This is a genomic window from Streptomyces sp. JN8 (genome assembly GCF_055808075.1).
The window spans coordinates 706,778-721,733 of record NZ_CM147852.1; the positions used below are offsets into that span (position 1 = coordinate 706,778).

The following is a 14,956-nucleotide window of genomic DNA, read 5'->3' on the forward strand; positions in this document are numbered from 1 at the left end:
GCGGCGCGGGCGGAGGAACCGTGCGGACCCCGGAGCGGGGTCCGCACGGCATGCCGAGGGCCTCAGGCCACGCCGTCCTCCCACCACCACGCCCGCGCGCCGTACGCGTACGGTCGCCGCGCCCACGTTGCCGCCCGGACGAGCGACAGGCGGCGCCGGGGGTCCGGGGTTCGGGTGGGTACCACGCGGAGTCCTCGTCTTCACGGTGGTTCAGGAGGAGGCCGACGTCATGCTGCTGCCGCGGCAGTCGCGTCGCAGCCCTTCTCGAGCGGGACGGGACGGGACGCGCGGGACGCCGGGGACGTGCGGGACGGGAGGGGGCGGGACGATTCATGCGCCGCGACCCGCTGTGGCGCAGATCACTCGCGCGGGCCTGGGAGGTCCGTGAGTCCGCTGGGTCGCGGGTGTCCCGGTGTGACAAAGTCCTGCCGCAGATAGGGGCACGATGCTGAGGAACTCCCTTATCCACAAAGGGGGTTCGACACGGGGGGAGGCTTCGCATGACTGCTGTCGAGAAGCAGGCCGGGGACGAGGGGCGTCGGCGGGACGCCGAGCTCAGGGCCGTCCGCGCACGGGTCCTGGCAGGGATGCGGCGGATCAAGGAGGAGTTCGGCCTCAGCTACGGCCGGCTCGCCGAGAAGACGCACTACAGCCGCTCGTCCTGGGAGCGCTTCCTCAACGGAAAGCAGTGGCCGAGCCGCGCCGCGATCCAGCAGCTCGCGGACGTCGTCGGACAGGACCCCGCGCCCCTGATCGCCCTCTGGGAACACGCCGAGAAGCTGGCCCGCAGAAGCAGACGCGACGGAGCCGAACCACTGGTCAGGGGGGAGCAGGAGCCGCAGCGGGGCGAGCGAGCGCGGCCGGACGGCCGGGGCCCGGAGGTTCCGGGCGAGGGGTGGCACGAGGGCCGGGACGCGACGGCGCAGGCTCCGGGGCAGGGACCGGGACCGCAGGAGCGGGCGGGCCGGGGCGAGCCCGTACGGGGCGGGGAACCCGTACGGGAAAGGGGGCCCGTGCAGGAGCCCGTGCAGGAGGGGGAGTGGGGGTCCGTACGGGAGGAGCGGCCGGCGCCGGGGGGTGTGCCGGCCCTGTCCCGGGAGCCCGACGGCGGCGACGGGTCCGCGCGGGCCGGGAGCGGACCGGCCACGGCGTCCGCGGGAGGTCCGGCCGCGCCGGAGCCGGACCGCGCCGCCGGGCCCGGGCACCGCCCCGCCGGACGGGTGCGGCCGCTCGTCCACATGGCGATCGGCGCGGTCGTGGGCGCCCTCGTCGTGATCGCCGTCCTCGGACCGAAGTCCGCTCCGGACGGCGCGCGGTCGGACGCGGGCAAGCCGACGGCGAGCGGCGAGAGTTCGGGGGTGATGGCGCAGGGGGCGGCCGACCGCACGCCCGGCGCCGACTCCGACCATCCTCTGCCCGGTTGCTCCGGGGAGTCCTGCCTCGGGCGCGAACCGCAGACGATGAACTGCCAGTGGGACGCGAAGACCGTCCGGCTCCTCTACCTGCGCGGGCTGCGGATCCAGCTCCGGCACAGCGCCGCCTGCAAGGCGGTCTGGGGGCGACTGGAGAACGGGGCGATCGGCGACGGCGTGATCATCACCGACAAGGGCAGCCGGACGGAGGAGTCCACCATCCGAGTGGACCGCGACACCTACACGCGAATGCTGTCGGTGGCCGAGTACCCCCTGTCGACCATCTCCCTCTGCGGAGTGATCCCGAAGGTCAAGGAGCAGGAGTGCGACCCCGCACAGGACGCCCCGCAGCCCTGAGACGCCGGTGCTCCGCGGGATCCCGGGGCGTCCCGAGAAGCCGGCGGGCGCAAACCCGAGGTGATGAACTCGCAGATGGGACGCAGGAGTTGCTCATGGCATGCGGCCGCCGCCCGGCGTTGTGCGGGGCGGCTGCCGAATCCATGGGGAGAGACGATGAGCGACCTGCCGATGCCACGTCCGGGACGGCGCGCGCTGCTGTCCGGGGCCTTCGCCCTCGGTGCCGGAGCCGTCCTGGGGACCGCCCTGCCGGGGACCGCGCACGCCGCCGCGGGGGCCGCGCTCGCCGGACCGGTGATCTCCGGGTGCGCGGCCTGGGGCGCCCGCGAGCCGAGCACCCCGGTGAAGCTGCTGGCCACCGGGCCGCACAAGATCATCGTTCATCACACCGCGACCGCGAACAGCACCGACTACACCCAGGCCCACGCCTTCGAGCTGTCGCGGTCGATCCAGTCCGACCACATGAACGCACGGGGCTGGATCGACTCGGGCCAGCACTTCACGATCAGCCGCGGCGGCTGGATCACCGAGGGCCGCCACTCCAGCGTCGCCGCGCTGGCCGCCGGTACCCGGTCTTCGGGCACCGGGACTTCAACACCACCGAATGCCCCGGAGACCGGCTGTACGCGCTGCTGCCGCAGCTCAGGGCCGACGTCGCCGCCCGGATCGGCGGCAGCCCCGCATGGGCCGGCTGGCCGGTGGCGCGGCTCGGCGACTCGGGTGAACGCGTCAGGTCGCTGCAGCACCTGCTCACCTCACGGGGCGCCACGATCGTGGCCGACGGCTCCTTCGGGCCGGCGACCGAGAGCGCGGTGCGGGCCTTCCAGGCGACCAACCGGGCCGGGGTCGACGGCGTGGCCGGAAACCAGACCTGGCACCAGCTCGCGCAGCCGCTCGCGCGAGGAGCCCAGGGCGACGCGGTGAAGGCGCTGCAGGGCCTGCTCGCCGCACGCGGTCAGACACTGGCCGTCGACGGCAGCTTCGGCCCGGGCACCGAGGCGGGGGTGCGGGCGTTCCAGACCGCGGCGAGCCTGCCGGCCGACGGCGTGGCGGACGCCCGCACCTGGAGTCGGCTGCTGGGCTGAGTGGCCGGTGTCCCGGTACGGGAGAGGGGTGAGGCGGGAGACGGCCTCACCCCTCTCCCGTATCCCGGGCCTTGGTCTTCCCCTGGCCCCCTGTACGTTCCTCCCCCCCCTGCTCCCCCTGTACGTTCCTTCCCCTGCTCCCCGTGCACGCTCCTGCCCCTGGTCCCCGTGCACGTTCCTGCCCCTGGTTTCCGCTGTCCGTCCCTGTCTCCGCCCGTCCCTCCCCCGCCCCCGTCCCGTCCCCCTCGCGTCCCCCCGGGTGCGTCCCGGGTGCGTCCCGGTGGGCGCCCGTCCCGGGAGTGTCCCGAGTGGGCGACGGGACCTACGCATTCGGCGGTCGGCATGGTCAGGATTCCGCTGGGCCTGGAACGGCGGCGGCCGCAGCAGGCCCCTCGCGCACCACCCATCCCCGCCATCCATCCGACGACAGGAGTCACGACATGCGTCGCATCCGCAGCACCACCCTCACCGCAGGGGCGCTCGCCCTCGCCGGTGTCGCCGCCACCTGCGTGACGCTCGCCCCGGCGGCGTCCGCCTCGGCCCAGGCGTGCACGGTCACCACCCTCACCACCGGTGAGTACGAGTCGCAGGGCACCATCGCCACCAAGGCCTCCAGCGGCTGCGGCGACCTGAACCTGACCTACTCGTACAACTCCGGCGCCCGCACCTACGACCACTACGCCGGCCGCTACAAGAAGTCGTCCGGCTGGGTGACCGGCTCGAAGCGGTACGTCCAGGCGTACGACGGCTCCCACAGCGTCAACGACTCGACCTACTGGCTCATCACCGGGCTCTCCGCCGGCACCAAGTTCAGCGTCTCCAGCCTGCTCGACGGCGGCGACACGGTCCAGATCACCCACTGACCCGCTCCCCGGCGGATCGGCAGCACGTCGCGGGGCCACCGGCATGGCGGCCCCGCGGCGCCCGGACAACCGAGAGGCACGAGACGCTTGTGAAGAAGAGGCCGATCACCGCGGCGATCGTGGGCGCCCTCCTCGCGGCGACCGCCCTCACGGGCTGCGGGGGCGCCGCGCCCGGCCTCTCCGCCGCGTCCCTCCCCACGGCCTCGGGCCCCGTCCGGCCGCCGACGGTGGCGCGGGGCCTGCCGGCGGACCGGGACCTGACGGCGATGGTGCTGCCCGCGACCGGCACCGACAGCAGGCTGACCCAGGGGCTCGACGGCTTCGCCCAACTGGTGGGGCACAACCGGCTCCAGGAGTGCGCGCAACGGGCGGGCGTGCGGCCCCCCGAGGTGCCGCCCCCCGCGTACATCGGCTGGTCCGACCTGCCCGACCTGGGCTTCATCGGACGGCACGGCCTCACGATGAGCGTGCCCGCCCTGCCGTCGGCCTCCCCGAGCGGCCGGGCGGCGGGGCGGACGGACCGGGCAGTGCAGCAGCGCTGCGAGACGGAGGGCCGCACCGCGGCCAAGGAGTTCAAGGACCTCTACTCGCCGCTCCAGTCGCTGTGGTGGCCGGAGGTCTCGGCGGTCCGGGACGACCCGCGGGCCCGCGAGGCCCTCCGGACCCTGCCCGGCTGTCTCACGCGGTACGGCGTCGAGGTCGAGGACGAGGACGGCTTCTTCGCCCTCGTCGACCGCACCGTCCAGGGCATCGAGGACGGAGCGGAGGCCGTCCGCGCGGACCGGGGCCTCGGGGCGGCCTACGCCGCCTGCATGACCCCGGTGGAAGCGGTCCGGGAACCCCTGCGCACCGCCCGCCGCACCGCCTTCGCGGCGGCGCACCGCGACGAACTCCGCGCGCTGGAAGCCGTCCTGCTGCCGCGCATCCGGGAACTGGAGCAGCGGCACGGCGTGACATTCGGACACCCGGTCCCCTGAGCACCGTCACGAGGACGTCCGCGGGAAGGCTCCGGGCGGACCCCGCGCACGCCACCGACGACCCGCCCCTCCCCCACCTCCCGTCTCCGTCCCCCAGACTCCCTCCCCACACACCGTCTCCGTCTCCGCCTCCCACGCCCCCGTCCCCCCCCAACCCATCGCAGCCGAGCCCTACATGATTCGACACGAGAGGGATCGCACCATGCTCCGATCATCCGGTCTGCGCAAGCAGAGCGTCCGGATCGCCCTGTTCCTCGCCCTGACCACGGCCCTGTGCGTCCAGACGGGCACCCCGGCCCAGGCGTTCGCGGGAGCGACGTACCACCTCCAGAGCTCGGGCAACCGAGGCAGCGACGTCGTCGCCCTCCAGTACCTGCTGGGCGCGCGCGGCCAGTCCGTGACCGCCGACGGGGTCTTCGGCTCCGGCACGGCGACCGCCGTCAAGGCCTTCCAGAGCTCCCAGGGTCTGACGGCGGACGGCGTCGTCGGCCCGAACACCTGGGGGAAGCTCGTCGCCACGGTGCGCCAGGGGGACGACGGCTCGGCCGTGAAGGCCGTGCAGTACCTGCTCAACGCCAAGCGTTCGGCCGGCCTGACGGTCGACGGCGACTTCGGACCGGCGACCACCGCCGCGGTGAAGACCTTCCAGAGCCACGCGGGACTGTCCGCCGACGGGGTCGTCGGCCCCGACACCTGGCGCAACCTGGTCTGGCACTACGAGCTGGTGAACTTCACCCACCTCTGCGACCAGAACCCGGACGGCAACGCGACCGCGAACTGGGCCACCGCCGCGGCCGTCGGCCAGCTGGAGGCCGCGGCCGCGTCGTTCGCCTCCACCGGCCAGGGCAAGGTGCCGATGGGCGACGCGGGCTTCGAGCACGGCGGAGACATCCCGGGGCACGCCAGTCACGAGGTCGGGCTCGACATCGACATCTGGCCGATCCGCACCGACTCCGCGCAGTGCTCGGCGGGCCGGATCACCTGGCAGTCCGGCACCTACGACCGGGCGGCGACCCGCCGGCTCGTGCAGGCGATCCGCGCGGCGGCCCCCGGACACATCCAGGTCGTCTACTTCAACGACCCGACGCTGATCTCCGAGGGCCTGACCACGCAGTACCCGAACCACGACAACCACCTGCACATCCGCTACCGCTGACGCGGGCCGGCGCAGCACACGAAGGAGAGACATGCGCAGACGCCTCCCGGCTCTGGTCGCCGCGGTCATCACCGCGATGGTGGCCGTCCTGCTCGGGCCGAGTACCGCCTCGGCCGCCACCTGGCCCGTCGTCGCCGACGGCGACAGCGGGGCCCAGGTGACGACGATCCAGCATCTGCTCAACCACCGCGGGTACGCGGTCTCGGCCGACGGCCGGTTCGGTCCCGCGACCGAGGCGAAGGTCTCGGCGTTCCAGAGCGCCGGCGGACTGACGGCCGACGGCTCGGTGGGCCCGCTGACCTGGCCGAAGCTGGTCGCCACGGTGCAGAGCGGCAGCACCGGCAACGCCGCCAGGGCGGCCCAGACCCAGCTGAACCGGTACGGGTACGGACTCGCCGTCGACGGGGCCTTCGGCGCCGCGTCCACCAACGCCGCCAAGGACTTCCAGTCCAAGCACGGCCTGACGGCGGACGGCATCGTGGGCCCGAACACCTGGAACGCCCTGGTCGGCGGTTCCGGAAGCGGCGGGGGCGGCACCAGCCGGGCCCAGCTCGCGGCGTCGATCGACGCCGACTCCCGTATCTCCCTGCTCACCTACCATGTGAGCGGGGTCGTCGACGCCGACTCCACGGCCCAGGCGAACATCACCGACACGAAGAACGGCACCACCGCCGAGACCAGTAACTACAGCGACGTCGGCGAGCGCGAGGTCTGGCTCTCCACGGCCATGCTCAACGGCATGCTGAAGCTGGCCACGGAGCGGGGCTACACCTTCCTGGTCACCGAGATCGCGGGCGGCGACCACTCGTCCGACTCCCACCACTACAGGGGCGTCGCGTTCGACGCGGACAACATGTCCGTCGGCAACGCCACCTTCGTCAGCGCCTGCCGCGCGTACGGCGCGACGGAGGCCCTGGACGAGGGCAACCACGTCCACTGCGCCTGGCAGTAGCCCGAGCGGCAGGAGAAGCGGCCGGCGCCCACCCCGGGCGCCGGCCGCACCGGCCCGGCCGTCACACCCCGAACACCAACTAGGACACGCGCATGAACTACCCCCGCGTACTCGCACGGCTGCTCGCCAGTGAGCCGGTCCCCGGCGTCACCGAGGCCTTCGGAAACCTGGACGGCCTGCTGCTGCGTGAGGGGGCACGCTGGGTCGTGACCCGGAACGACGGCGCGATCACCATCGGCAGGGTGGACTCCGATCCGAGCGGGGTGATCACCGACCGCGCGACGTGGACCGACCCGGCTCCCCATACGCCTGGAACGTACTGCTCACCCCTGCCGGGCGGCGCCATGGCCATCAGCGGCCGGGAGACCGTCACTGTCTACGAGGCCGACGGGACCGTCCGCTGGGAGCACCGTCACCGGGACTGGCAGCACTCACCCGAGGCCTCCGGCGCGTGCACAGCCGATCCGTCCGGACGCGTCCTTCTGGCCACGATGGCCGGCCCGCTCGGAACCGACGGCCTCTCCGGAGGAGACGTCTGCCGCGCACTCGACCTGGCCACCGGCGATGTGCTCGGCGAACACGTCCTGCCGTCCCGTGCCGCAGCGTACGAGTTCCAGGCGTTCCCCGACGCGCGCCCCGAGGTCCTGCTCACTGCTTCCATGGGGCAGGACGGCACGCTGTGCCTCCTCATCACCTCCACGGCCGCGGGGATCGACGTCCGGGCGACGGGCACCGTCACGGAAGCCTGCGTCGGCGTCGGCCCGGAGGGAGCGCTGGTCATCCAGGACATCGGGGGCGGATATCTCACCCGCGCCCAGGACGGCACCGACGTCGTCCTGCTGGAAGCCGGGCGCGTGCTGCCCGAGGACTGGGTGTTCGTGGGCTACACCCCGGGCTTCCTCGACGACAAGCGGATCATGGTCGTGGCGGCCGAGGAACAGTGGGCGGAGGAGGGCACCCATCTCCTCCTCGACGGCCGGACCCTCGGGCCCCTCGCCGAGATCGACTACCCGCAGGCGCCGGGAGTCGCCGCCGTACCGCTCGGCGACGGAACCTGGCTCACCCACGACGGAGAGACGGTACAGCGCTGGACCACGGCCTGACACGGCTCGCCGGGCAGCCGCAAGAGCGCCTGGGAGGCCGCGGCGGGTGACGTCGGTCAGTCCTCGGCGCCGCCGCCGGCAGCCTCCCGGTCCCGCGTCGCGGCCACGTGGCGGGCCGCCGCCACCACGGCCTCGACGAGCGGTTCCCTGCGGTTCTCCCTCAGCCAGGCGAGGCCCGCCGTCGACGGGGGGAGGTCCGTCACCTCGACGTAGCGGATGCCGGGGCGCGGGAAGAGGTCGCGGGCGGCGGCCGGCAGGAAGCACATGCCCCGGCCCTGGGCCACGAGGTGGAGCAGGCCCTCCAGGTCGGAGGCGACGGGGCCGTAGCGGACCGGGGTGCCGTCGGGCCGCGGGTCGGCGGCCCAGAAGTCCCACCAGAGCCGGGGCACCTGCGGCGGGACGTCGATCACCGGGTGCCGGGCCAGGTCGGCGAGGGTGATCCGGTCGCGGTCCGCGAGCGGGTCGCTCGCCGCGAGGCAGGCCAGCCGGGGTTCGGTGGCCAGGTGGTGCACTTCGACGCCGGGCGGGACCGGTGGACGGAGGAAGACGACGTCGACGTCATGGCGGAACAGGGCGTCGAAGTGGTCGGCGAAGTGGAGGCTGCGCAGGTCGACCTCGACCAGCGGGTGCCGATCGGTGAGCAGACGCAGCACGCCCTGGGTGTAGGGCATGGCCGCCTCCGCGCCGATGGTGCCGACGACGAGCCGTCCGGAGAGGCGGCGCGCCTGGGTCGAGGCGCTGCGGCTCAGCCGTTCCATCGCCGCCACGACACCGCGCGCGTCCGCCAGCAGCACCCGGCCCTGCGGGGTGAGCGTCACGGCGCGGCTGGAACGGTCGAACAGCCTGACCCCGAGGCGTCTTTCCAGGTCTCTGATCTGCTGGCTCAGCGCCGACTGCGTGATGAACAGCCGGGCGGCGGCGCGCGAGAAGTGGAGCTCCTCCGCGAGGGCGACGAACAGCCGGAGCTGATGGGCGCTCGGCGTCTTCGGGTCGGGACCCGTCGGCGCGGCGCCTCCAGCGGCCGCTTCGCCAGTAACCATGATGAATCCCTTATCGATCGTCTTCCATGTCGCATGGCCACACGCGATGACACGGACGGAGTGGGGGTGGAAGGCTCGGCTCTCAAGCGACGTCCCGTGCCTCCTCATCGGTTCCACGGGGCCGTCCCGACCATTGCTTTCTCGACAACGGGGGCCGAAACATGTCTGTGAGACGAGCGGTGGCGATGCTCGCCGCCCTCCTGGCCGTACTGTTCGGCGCCGGCGCGGTCCAGGCGTCGACGCCGCAGGTCGGCACGACCGGCCGCGCGGTGCTGAGCGCGCCGCCTGCGGCCGGAGCCGCGCCACTCGCGGTCCAGGCGTCGTGCACCGCGCGGAACGTCAGTCACTACGACGCGTACACGGGGCGCACCTGGACGCGTGACTGGGTGTGCGGCAACCGCGCCGGCGCCCCGCTGCGCGCCTGCGGCAGCTTCATCCCCGCGTGCTCGGTGATCGGCTGGCTCGACACGTCGCCGAGCTGGTTCGTGTGCTGGGCCAGCGGTCCCCCGCACAGCGGCGGCAACAACATCTGGTACTACACCATGGGTGACCGCATCGCTCCCGGTGGCGAGCGCAACCACGGGTGGGGCTTCATCCCCGCGGTCGACGTGTGGACGTCGACCGATCCCTGGCCCGGCATGACGGAGTGCAACATCCCGTAGCGCCGCCGGGAGCCACCCGGACCGCACCCGCGGAGCCCCTCGCGCATCGCCCGGGGTTCCGCGCCGCGGTCCCGCCGCCCCCGCGCCGGCACCCGGGCAGCCCGCTCTCCTACCAGCGAGGACCCCTCACGCCATGCTCCGCTTCGCAAGGAACTCCCCCGCCACCGCTCGCCGTACGCCTCGGCGCCTGCTCGCCGCGACCGTGGCCCTCCTCTCCCTCACCTTCGCCGGCACGGCGCTCCCGCACCCCGTCGCGGCCGCCGCGGAGCCGTCCGGTGCCCTGCCGGTCACGGCCGCGAGCCCCCAGGTGCCCGCGGGGGTCACGGCGGGCGTGGCGGTGTTCGACCGGCAGACCGGGAGGTTCACCGAACAGCTCGCCCCGGCCGCCACGTTCCGGTCGGCTTCGGTCGTCAAGCTCCTGATCGCCCTCGACTTCCTGTGGAACCGCAGCCCCGACACGATCCCCTCCGCCGACCGCACCCGGCTGGACGTCATGCTCCGCAGCAGTCAGGACGCCGCCGCCGGCCACTACTGGTCGACGTACGGCGGCCCGGCGATCGTCGCGCGCATGGTCACGCGGCTCGGGCTCGCGGACACCGCTCCGCCGCCGGCGGGTTACGAGGGGTACTGGGGCTACACGGCCATGTCGGCCCGCGACACCGTGAAGACCTACCGGCACATCCTGGAGTCCGCTCCCGCGCCGGTGCGTGACTTCGTCATGCAGCGTCTGCGCGCGTCGACCCGGTGCGCGTCGGACTCCTTCGACCAGCACTTCGGCATCGCCGCCGCGTTCGACCGCCCGTGGGCCGTGAAGCAGGGCTGGTCGGGGAGGTACGCGCAGGGGACCTGCGGGTCCGCGAGCGCGACCGCGGCCCGCGGCGCCGGGACCGCGGCCGCCGTGCCCGCCGGCGCGGGCGTCGACCTGAGCCGGCCGGCACTGCACACGACCGGCACCGTCGGGGCCGGCGACCGTTCGATCGTGGCCGTCCTCACCCTGCACCCGGACGGCACGTCGTACGGGAAGGCGTACACCGACCTCGGCCGGCTGACCCGCTCGCTGAACGTTCCCGGCGGAACGGCGCCGGCGGGGAAGTGGTACGGGACGTGGGGCCAGGACGTCGCCGTCCGGACGGGGCCGGTCGTCGGGGACAACCTGGTGACCCGGCTCCCGGCCGGCGTGGAGGTGCTGGTGGGCTGCCAGAGGAAGGGGCAGCTCGTCTCGGTCCCGCCGTACAGCAACGACTGGTGGGCGTATCTGCCGCAGTACGGGGGCTACGTCACCAACATCTACCTCAGCCATCCGGACAACCAGCTGCCGGACGTACCGCTGTGCACGAGTCAGAAGTGATCCCGGGGACTCCCGGAGAAGGAGTGACGATGTCGCGTACCTGGCGTTCCGCCCCCGGTGTGGTCGGTGCCCTCCTGTGGGTGCTGGTGTCCGCCTTCGCGGCGGCCCCCGCCCAGGCGGCGGTCTCGGACGGTCCCCGCGGCGGAGGCGGCCACACCGTGGTCATGCCACCGGCCCCCCGCGGCGAGGGGGCTTCCTCGCGGGCCGCGGCGGCCGTGTCGCCGACGGTCTCGCCGTGGGCGGACTACGTGCACACGTCGTCGGGCAGCCCCGTCACGTGTGCGTCGGGGAACCTCTGCACCGGGGTCTGGGACCCGGTGGTGGGCAAGTACAAGGTGTTCTTCCTCTACCGGTGCCAGCAGTACTCCCTGTCCCACTGGAACGGTGTGGGCCAGGTGGTGAACAACCAGGTCGGTGCCGCCGCGTTCTTCTACGGCCAGAACGGCCAGGTCCTGGACGTCGTCCTGCCGGAGCCCACGCCCTTCACGTACGACTGGACGCCCGTGTGGTCCATCCGGAACTGCTGAGCGGCCCCGCGCGGACACCGCCCGGTCGCCGGGGTCGCCTTCGGCGGCCTCGGTCACCGGGCGGTCGGCGTGATCGCGCGGGGGCCGCCCGGAACGGCCGGGCGGTCCGCTCCTCCTCCGGGCCTGCCGGCCGGTCGTTCAGGTCCGTGGGAACGCCGGCGCCGCCGGAGCGGGCCCCAGCGTCGTCGTACCGGGAGCCGAACGGTGGCCCAGCCCCGTGCGGTAGGCGTCCAGGGCCGCCTCGGTGCGGCCGCCGCGGCGCAGCAGGTCGCCCAGGAGACGGCACAGGTCGGCCAGGTCGCCGCTCGCTCCGCTGCGCTCCAGCAGCCCCAGGGCCGTGACGTAGTGCTCCTCGGCGGCCTCGGCGTCCCCCCGCTCCTCGGCGATCAGCCCGAGCAGCCGGTGCGCGCCGCCCGCGTGCACCGCGCCGTGCCGGTCGCCCAGTTCGAGGAAGGCCGAGAGCAGGCCGGAGGCCTCGTCGTGCCGTCCGAGCCGCCGCAGGACGTCGGCCAGCTCCACTTCGACCTGTGCGGTGAACAGCGCCGCGCGCCGGTCGCTGAGCATGTCTCGGGCGGCCCGCAACTCCGCCTCGGCCGCATCGAGTTCCCCGCGCTGGGCGAGGACGTAGCCACGCATCCAGTGGCAGTGCGCCAGGTCGGTGCGCAGGCTCAGCTGCTGGTAGATCGCCTGCGCCTTGGCCAGTGAGGCGTCCGCGTCGGCCGTGCGCCCCTCGGCGAGGAGGGTGCGGGCGACCTGCCGGTGCATGCCGGCCACCAGGGCCGGGTCGTCGACCTGCGGAGCGAGCGCCAGGGCGAGCTCGGCGGCGTGCGCGGCACGGGCATGGGCGCCCATGTCCATGTAGGGGCCGATCACGGCCGCGTACAGGACGACCAGCGCCTCCGGGTCGGTCAGCCCGCTCGTCCCGAGCTCGTCGATGGTGGATTCGAGGAGGTAGCAGGCGTAGCGCAGTTCTCCGGCCAGGAGGTGGGCGACGGCTCGGCCGCGGATCGCGTGGACGCGGCGGGGCAGCGGCTCGTCGGCGAGGAGTCGCTCGGCGGCCTGGAAGTGATGTCCCGCGTCGCCGAGTTGGCCGGTCTCCAGGGCGCAGTCGCCGAGTCCGAGCAGTGCGTCCGCCCGCTCGGGCACGAGGTCGAGGTGCTCCGCGTCGGTGAGGAGGCGCCGATAGTGGACGGCGGCCTCCTCCGCCGTCCCGGTGGCGAGCCGGCGGCGTGCCTCGACGAGGGCGAGCCGCAGCTCCGTGGCGAGGTGCGCGGGTCTTCCGGTGGCCAGCTCCTCGTACGTCGTGCCGAGCCGGTCCGCGAGGAAGCGCAGGGCGGTCTCCGAGGGTCTGACCCGGCCCGACTCCAGCGTCGACACGTACGCGGGGGTGTACGAGGGTTCGGCCAACTGCCGCTGTGTCAGTCCCCGTCGGGCGCGCAGCTGCTGCACTCGGCGGCCGATCGCGGCCGGTTCGTCCATCAGGGCCCCCAGGTTCGTGAACTGCCCAGTATCCAGGCGCGGCAGGCATTGCGCACGCCCTCGCCCTCCCCCTAGGTTAAGCGACTCGTTGACTGTGGTTACTTTCTTGCTTAACTCGCCTGGCAAGGGGCTGATTTCATGCGTTCAGCACGACGAGCGGTCATGGCGGTCGGAGCGGCCGCCGCCCTCGCGGCCGTGCTCGCCGCCGCACCCGGCAGCGCCGCCGCGGAGCCGCCGGCACCTCGTACGGCCGGGGTCGAGGTCGAGATACCGGGGCCCGAGGACGGCACGCTCGCCGGTTCCGGTCACACGCACGTGCCGCCGGAGGGCCGGGACCGGCCGGCCTCCCGCCTCTCGTCGGCCGAGGTGGCCGCCGACGGCGAGGTGGCCAAGATGGTCGACAACGGCTCCACCGCCGACCGGCTCGACATCGTCGTCGTCGGCGACGGGTACACCGTCTCCGAGCTGCCCCGCTTCCACGCCGACGCCCGGAGGAAGTGGGAGGAGCTGACGGCCGTCGAGCCGTACACCACCTACCGCGGCCTCTTCAACGTGTGGACCGTGGACGCCGTCTCGAACCAGTCCGGGGTGTCCGGCGACCCCTCGCCCGACACCGTCCGCGACACGGCCCTCGGCTCGTACTTCTGGTGCGACGGGATCGAGCGGCTGCTCTGCGTCGACCAGGACAAGGTCGACGGGTACGTCGCGAAGGCGCCGGAGGCAGACCTGGTCCTCGTCCTCTCCCACAGCACCAAGTACGGCGGCGCCGGCTACAACGAGCGCAGCGAGACCCTCGGCTACGAGGGGATCTCGACGGCCTCGGCCGGCAACGAGAAGTCCGGTCAGGTCGCGATCCACGAGACCGGCCACTCCCTGGGCAAGCTCGCCGACGAGTACTTCTACGCCGACTATCCCGGCTACGAGCGGTACGAGGGCCCCGAGCCCGCCGACTCCAACATCACCACCCTCACCGCCGGCGAGCTGGCCGACCGGGGAACCAAGTGGCACCGCTGGCTCGGCGAGCCGTCCCCCGACGGCGGCGTCGTCGGCGCGTACGAAGGCGGCGGCTACTACGCCACCGGGCTGCGGCGCCCCACCGAGGACTCCCTGATGCGGTCCCTCGGCAAGCCCTTCAACCTGCCCGGAGTGGAGGCGATGATCGCCGGCTTCTACCGCGAGGCGCGCATCGCCTCCCCCGTCACGGCCACCGACCGCACGCTGCGCAGGGGCGACACCGTCACGGCCCTGGTGCCCCGGCTGGCGGGGGCGGACGGGCGTCAGCTCACGGTCCGCTGGTACCTGGACGGGCGCGAGGTGAAGCCCCTCGCGGGGCGCACCCGGGTCCGGGTGTCCGACCTGTCCCTGAGGCTGCTCGACCTCCGGAAGCACACCCTGTCCCTCACCGCCGAGGACCGCAGCCCCTCGGTCCGGGACCGCGGCATCGCCCGGACGATGAGGTCCACGGTCAGCTGGACGATCCGGTTCTGACGGAGGACCGGCCGCGCCCGTCCGCCCGCCGACGGTGTCCCGCCGTCGACGGGGGGCCCTCGCCGCCGTCTCCGCACCGGCGCGACTCGGCCACCCGTCTCATTTCAGCGTCCGTATGGTGGACGCGGGCTCGCCCCCGGGTGATCCGGCACCCTAGTCTGGCCGGGCAGCTGGTTCGCCCCGTCCGCCAGGCGGGATGCGTCGTAAGAGGGAACCCGGTGGGAATCCGGGACTGCCCCGCAGCGGTGAGCGGGAACGACCGCCGTCATACGCACTGGGACCGGACAACGGTCCTGGGAAGCGACGGCCAGTAGGTGTCCTCCGGTCAGGCCGGAGAGCGTGCCCGCGAGTCCGAAGACCTGCCCGTTGCCCGCACGCGGACGATTCCGCGCGCGGACATTCCGGTGACCTCGTGGGCGGGTCGGCGTACACAGCGAGCGGCACGCACGGTCTTCTCCCGTGACGTGGTCCGCGCGTCCTGTCGTTCCCTTCGCGCCCGCGTCCCGT

Annotated in this window: 14 protein-coding genes and 1 riboswitch; of the genes, 11 read left to right on the forward strand and 3 right to left on the reverse strand. The window is 73.5% G+C overall.

The genetic code is table 11. The features are described from left to right. The first annotated feature begins 500 nt into the window (after positions 1–500). Positions 501–1,769, forward strand: coding sequence for a helix-turn-helix domain-containing protein (locus ACY0MR_RS03135; protein ID WP_473558947.1), 1,269 nt, complete (start codon positions 501–503; stop codon positions 1,767–1,769). 410 nt (positions 1,770–2,179) lie between these two features. Here ACY0MR_RS03135 and ACY0MR_RS03140 read toward each other — a convergent pair whose 3' ends face one another. Beyond that, positions 2,180–2,353 (reverse strand): hypothetical protein, encoded by a 174-nt coding sequence (locus ACY0MR_RS03140; protein WP_473558948.1) that lies wholly within the window; start codon positions 2,351–2,353, stop codon positions 2,180–2,182. A 114-nt stretch (positions 2,354–2,467) separates the two neighbouring features. On the opposite strand from ACY0MR_RS03140, the gene ACY0MR_RS03145 reads away from it, so the two are divergent. From ACY0MR_RS03145 to ACY0MR_RS03170, 6 genes are all read left to right on the forward strand, one after another. Next, positions 2,468–2,854, forward strand: a complete 387-nt coding sequence (locus ACY0MR_RS03145; RefSeq protein WP_473558950.1) for a peptidoglycan-binding domain-containing protein — start codon at positions 2,468–2,470, stop codon at positions 2,852–2,854. Positions 2,855–3,294: 440 nt separating this feature from the next. Continuing rightward, on the forward strand, positions 3,295–3,717 hold the full coding sequence (locus tag ACY0MR_RS03150) for a hypothetical protein (protein WP_388794218.1): 423 nt from the start codon (positions 3,295–3,297) through the stop codon (positions 3,715–3,717). An 89-nt stretch (positions 3,718–3,806) separates the two neighbouring features. Further along, positions 3,807–4,694 (forward strand): hypothetical protein, encoded by an 888-nt coding sequence (locus ACY0MR_RS03155; RefSeq protein WP_473558952.1) that lies wholly within the window; start codon positions 3,807–3,809, stop codon positions 4,692–4,694. A gap of 202 nt (positions 4,695–4,896) precedes the next feature. Beyond that, on the forward strand, positions 4,897–5,850 hold the full coding sequence (locus tag ACY0MR_RS03160; RefSeq protein WP_388794223.1) for a penicillin-insensitive murein endopeptidase: 954 nt from the start codon (positions 4,897–4,899) through the stop codon (positions 5,848–5,850). Positions 5,851–5,881: 31 nt separating this feature from the next. Continuing rightward, on the forward strand, positions 5,882–6,802 hold the full coding sequence (locus tag ACY0MR_RS03165) for a peptidoglycan-binding domain-containing protein (RefSeq protein WP_473558954.1): 921 nt from the start codon (positions 5,882–5,884) through the stop codon (positions 6,800–6,802). A 92-nt stretch (positions 6,803–6,894) separates the two neighbouring features. Then, positions 6,895–7,905 carry a hypothetical protein gene (locus ACY0MR_RS03170; RefSeq protein WP_473558956.1) on the forward strand — a complete coding sequence of 337 codons (1,011 nt, stop codon included), beginning with the start codon at positions 6,895–6,897 and terminating at the stop codon, positions 7,903–7,905. A 56-nt stretch (positions 7,906–7,961) separates the two neighbouring features. Here ACY0MR_RS03170 and ACY0MR_RS03175 read toward each other — a convergent pair whose 3' ends face one another. After that, positions 7,962–8,945 (reverse strand): LysR family transcriptional regulator, encoded by a 984-nt coding sequence (locus tag ACY0MR_RS03175; RefSeq protein WP_473558958.1) that lies wholly within the window; start codon positions 8,943–8,945, stop codon positions 7,962–7,964. 161 nt (positions 8,946–9,106) lie between these two features. On the opposite strand from ACY0MR_RS03175, the gene ACY0MR_RS03180 reads away from it, so the two are divergent. The 3 genes from ACY0MR_RS03180 (at position 9,107) to ACY0MR_RS03190 (ending at position 11,482) form a co-directional block, all read left to right on the forward strand. Then, positions 9,107–9,607, forward strand: a complete 501-nt coding sequence (locus tag ACY0MR_RS03180) for a hypothetical protein (protein ID WP_473558960.1) — start codon at positions 9,107–9,109, stop codon at positions 9,605–9,607. A gap of 133 nt (positions 9,608–9,740) precedes the next feature. After that, a complete protein-coding gene (locus tag ACY0MR_RS03185; RefSeq protein WP_473558962.1) occupies positions 9,741–10,955 on the forward strand; it encodes a hypothetical protein in 1,215 nt (404 codons plus the stop codon). A 29-nt stretch (positions 10,956–10,984) separates the two neighbouring features. Next, a complete protein-coding gene (locus ACY0MR_RS03190; RefSeq protein WP_388794240.1) occupies positions 10,985–11,482 on the forward strand; it encodes a hypothetical protein in 498 nt (165 codons plus the stop codon). Positions 11,483–11,620: 138 nt separating this feature from the next. On the opposite strand, the gene ACY0MR_RS03195 is transcribed toward ACY0MR_RS03190, so the two are convergent. Then, positions 11,621–12,961 (reverse strand): helix-turn-helix domain-containing protein, encoded by a 1,341-nt coding sequence (locus ACY0MR_RS03195; RefSeq protein WP_473558964.1) that lies wholly within the window; start codon positions 12,959–12,961, stop codon positions 11,621–11,623. 138 nt (positions 12,962–13,099) lie between these two features. On the opposite strand from ACY0MR_RS03195, the gene ACY0MR_RS03200 reads away from it, so the two are divergent. After that, positions 13,100–14,449 carry a M64 family metallopeptidase gene (locus ACY0MR_RS03200; RefSeq protein ID WP_473558966.1) on the forward strand — a complete coding sequence of 450 codons (1,350 nt, stop codon included), beginning with the start codon at positions 13,100–13,102 and terminating at the stop codon, positions 14,447–14,449. A 154-nt stretch (positions 14,450–14,603) separates the two neighbouring features. Continuing rightward, a riboswitch (cobalamin riboswitch) is annotated at positions 14,604–14,830 on the forward strand. Positions 14,831–14,956 lie beyond the last annotated feature (126 nt).

Coding starts and splice junctions, on each gene's coding strand:
- ACY0MR_RS03135 (WP_473558947.1), top strand. CDS start 501: ATGACTGCTGTCGAGAAGCAGGCCGGGGACGAGGGGCGTCGGCGGGAC.
- ACY0MR_RS03150 (WP_388794218.1), top strand. CDS start 3,295: ATGCGTCGCATCCGCAGCACCACCCTCACCGCAGGGGCGCTCGCCCTC.
- ACY0MR_RS03160 (WP_388794223.1), top strand. CDS start 4,897: ATGCTCCGATCATCCGGTCTGCGCAAGCAGAGCGTCCGGATCGCCCTG.
- ACY0MR_RS03165 (WP_473558954.1), top strand. CDS start 5,882: ATGCGCAGACGCCTCCCGGCTCTGGTCGCCGCGGTCATCACCGCGATG.
- ACY0MR_RS03170 (WP_473558956.1), top strand. CDS start 6,895: ATGAACTACCCCCGCGTACTCGCACGGCTGCTCGCCAGTGAGCCGGTC.
- ACY0MR_RS03175 (WP_473558958.1), bottom strand. CDS start 8,945: ATGGTTACTGGCGAAGCGGCCGCTGGAGGCGCCGCGCCGACGGGTCCC.
- ACY0MR_RS03180 (WP_473558960.1), top strand. CDS start 9,107: ATGTCTGTGAGACGAGCGGTGGCGATGCTCGCCGCCCTCCTGGCCGTA.
- ACY0MR_RS03185 (WP_473558962.1), top strand. CDS start 9,741: ATGCTCCGCTTCGCAAGGAACTCCCCCGCCACCGCTCGCCGTACGCCT.
- ACY0MR_RS03190 (WP_388794240.1), top strand. CDS start 10,985: ATGTCGCGTACCTGGCGTTCCGCCCCCGGTGTGGTCGGTGCCCTCCTG.
- ACY0MR_RS03195 (WP_473558964.1), bottom strand. CDS start 12,961: ATGGACGAACCGGCCGCGATCGGCCGCCGAGTGCAGCAGCTGCGCGCC.
- ACY0MR_RS03200 (WP_473558966.1), top strand. CDS start 13,100: ATGCGTTCAGCACGACGAGCGGTCATGGCGGTCGGAGCGGCCGCCGCC.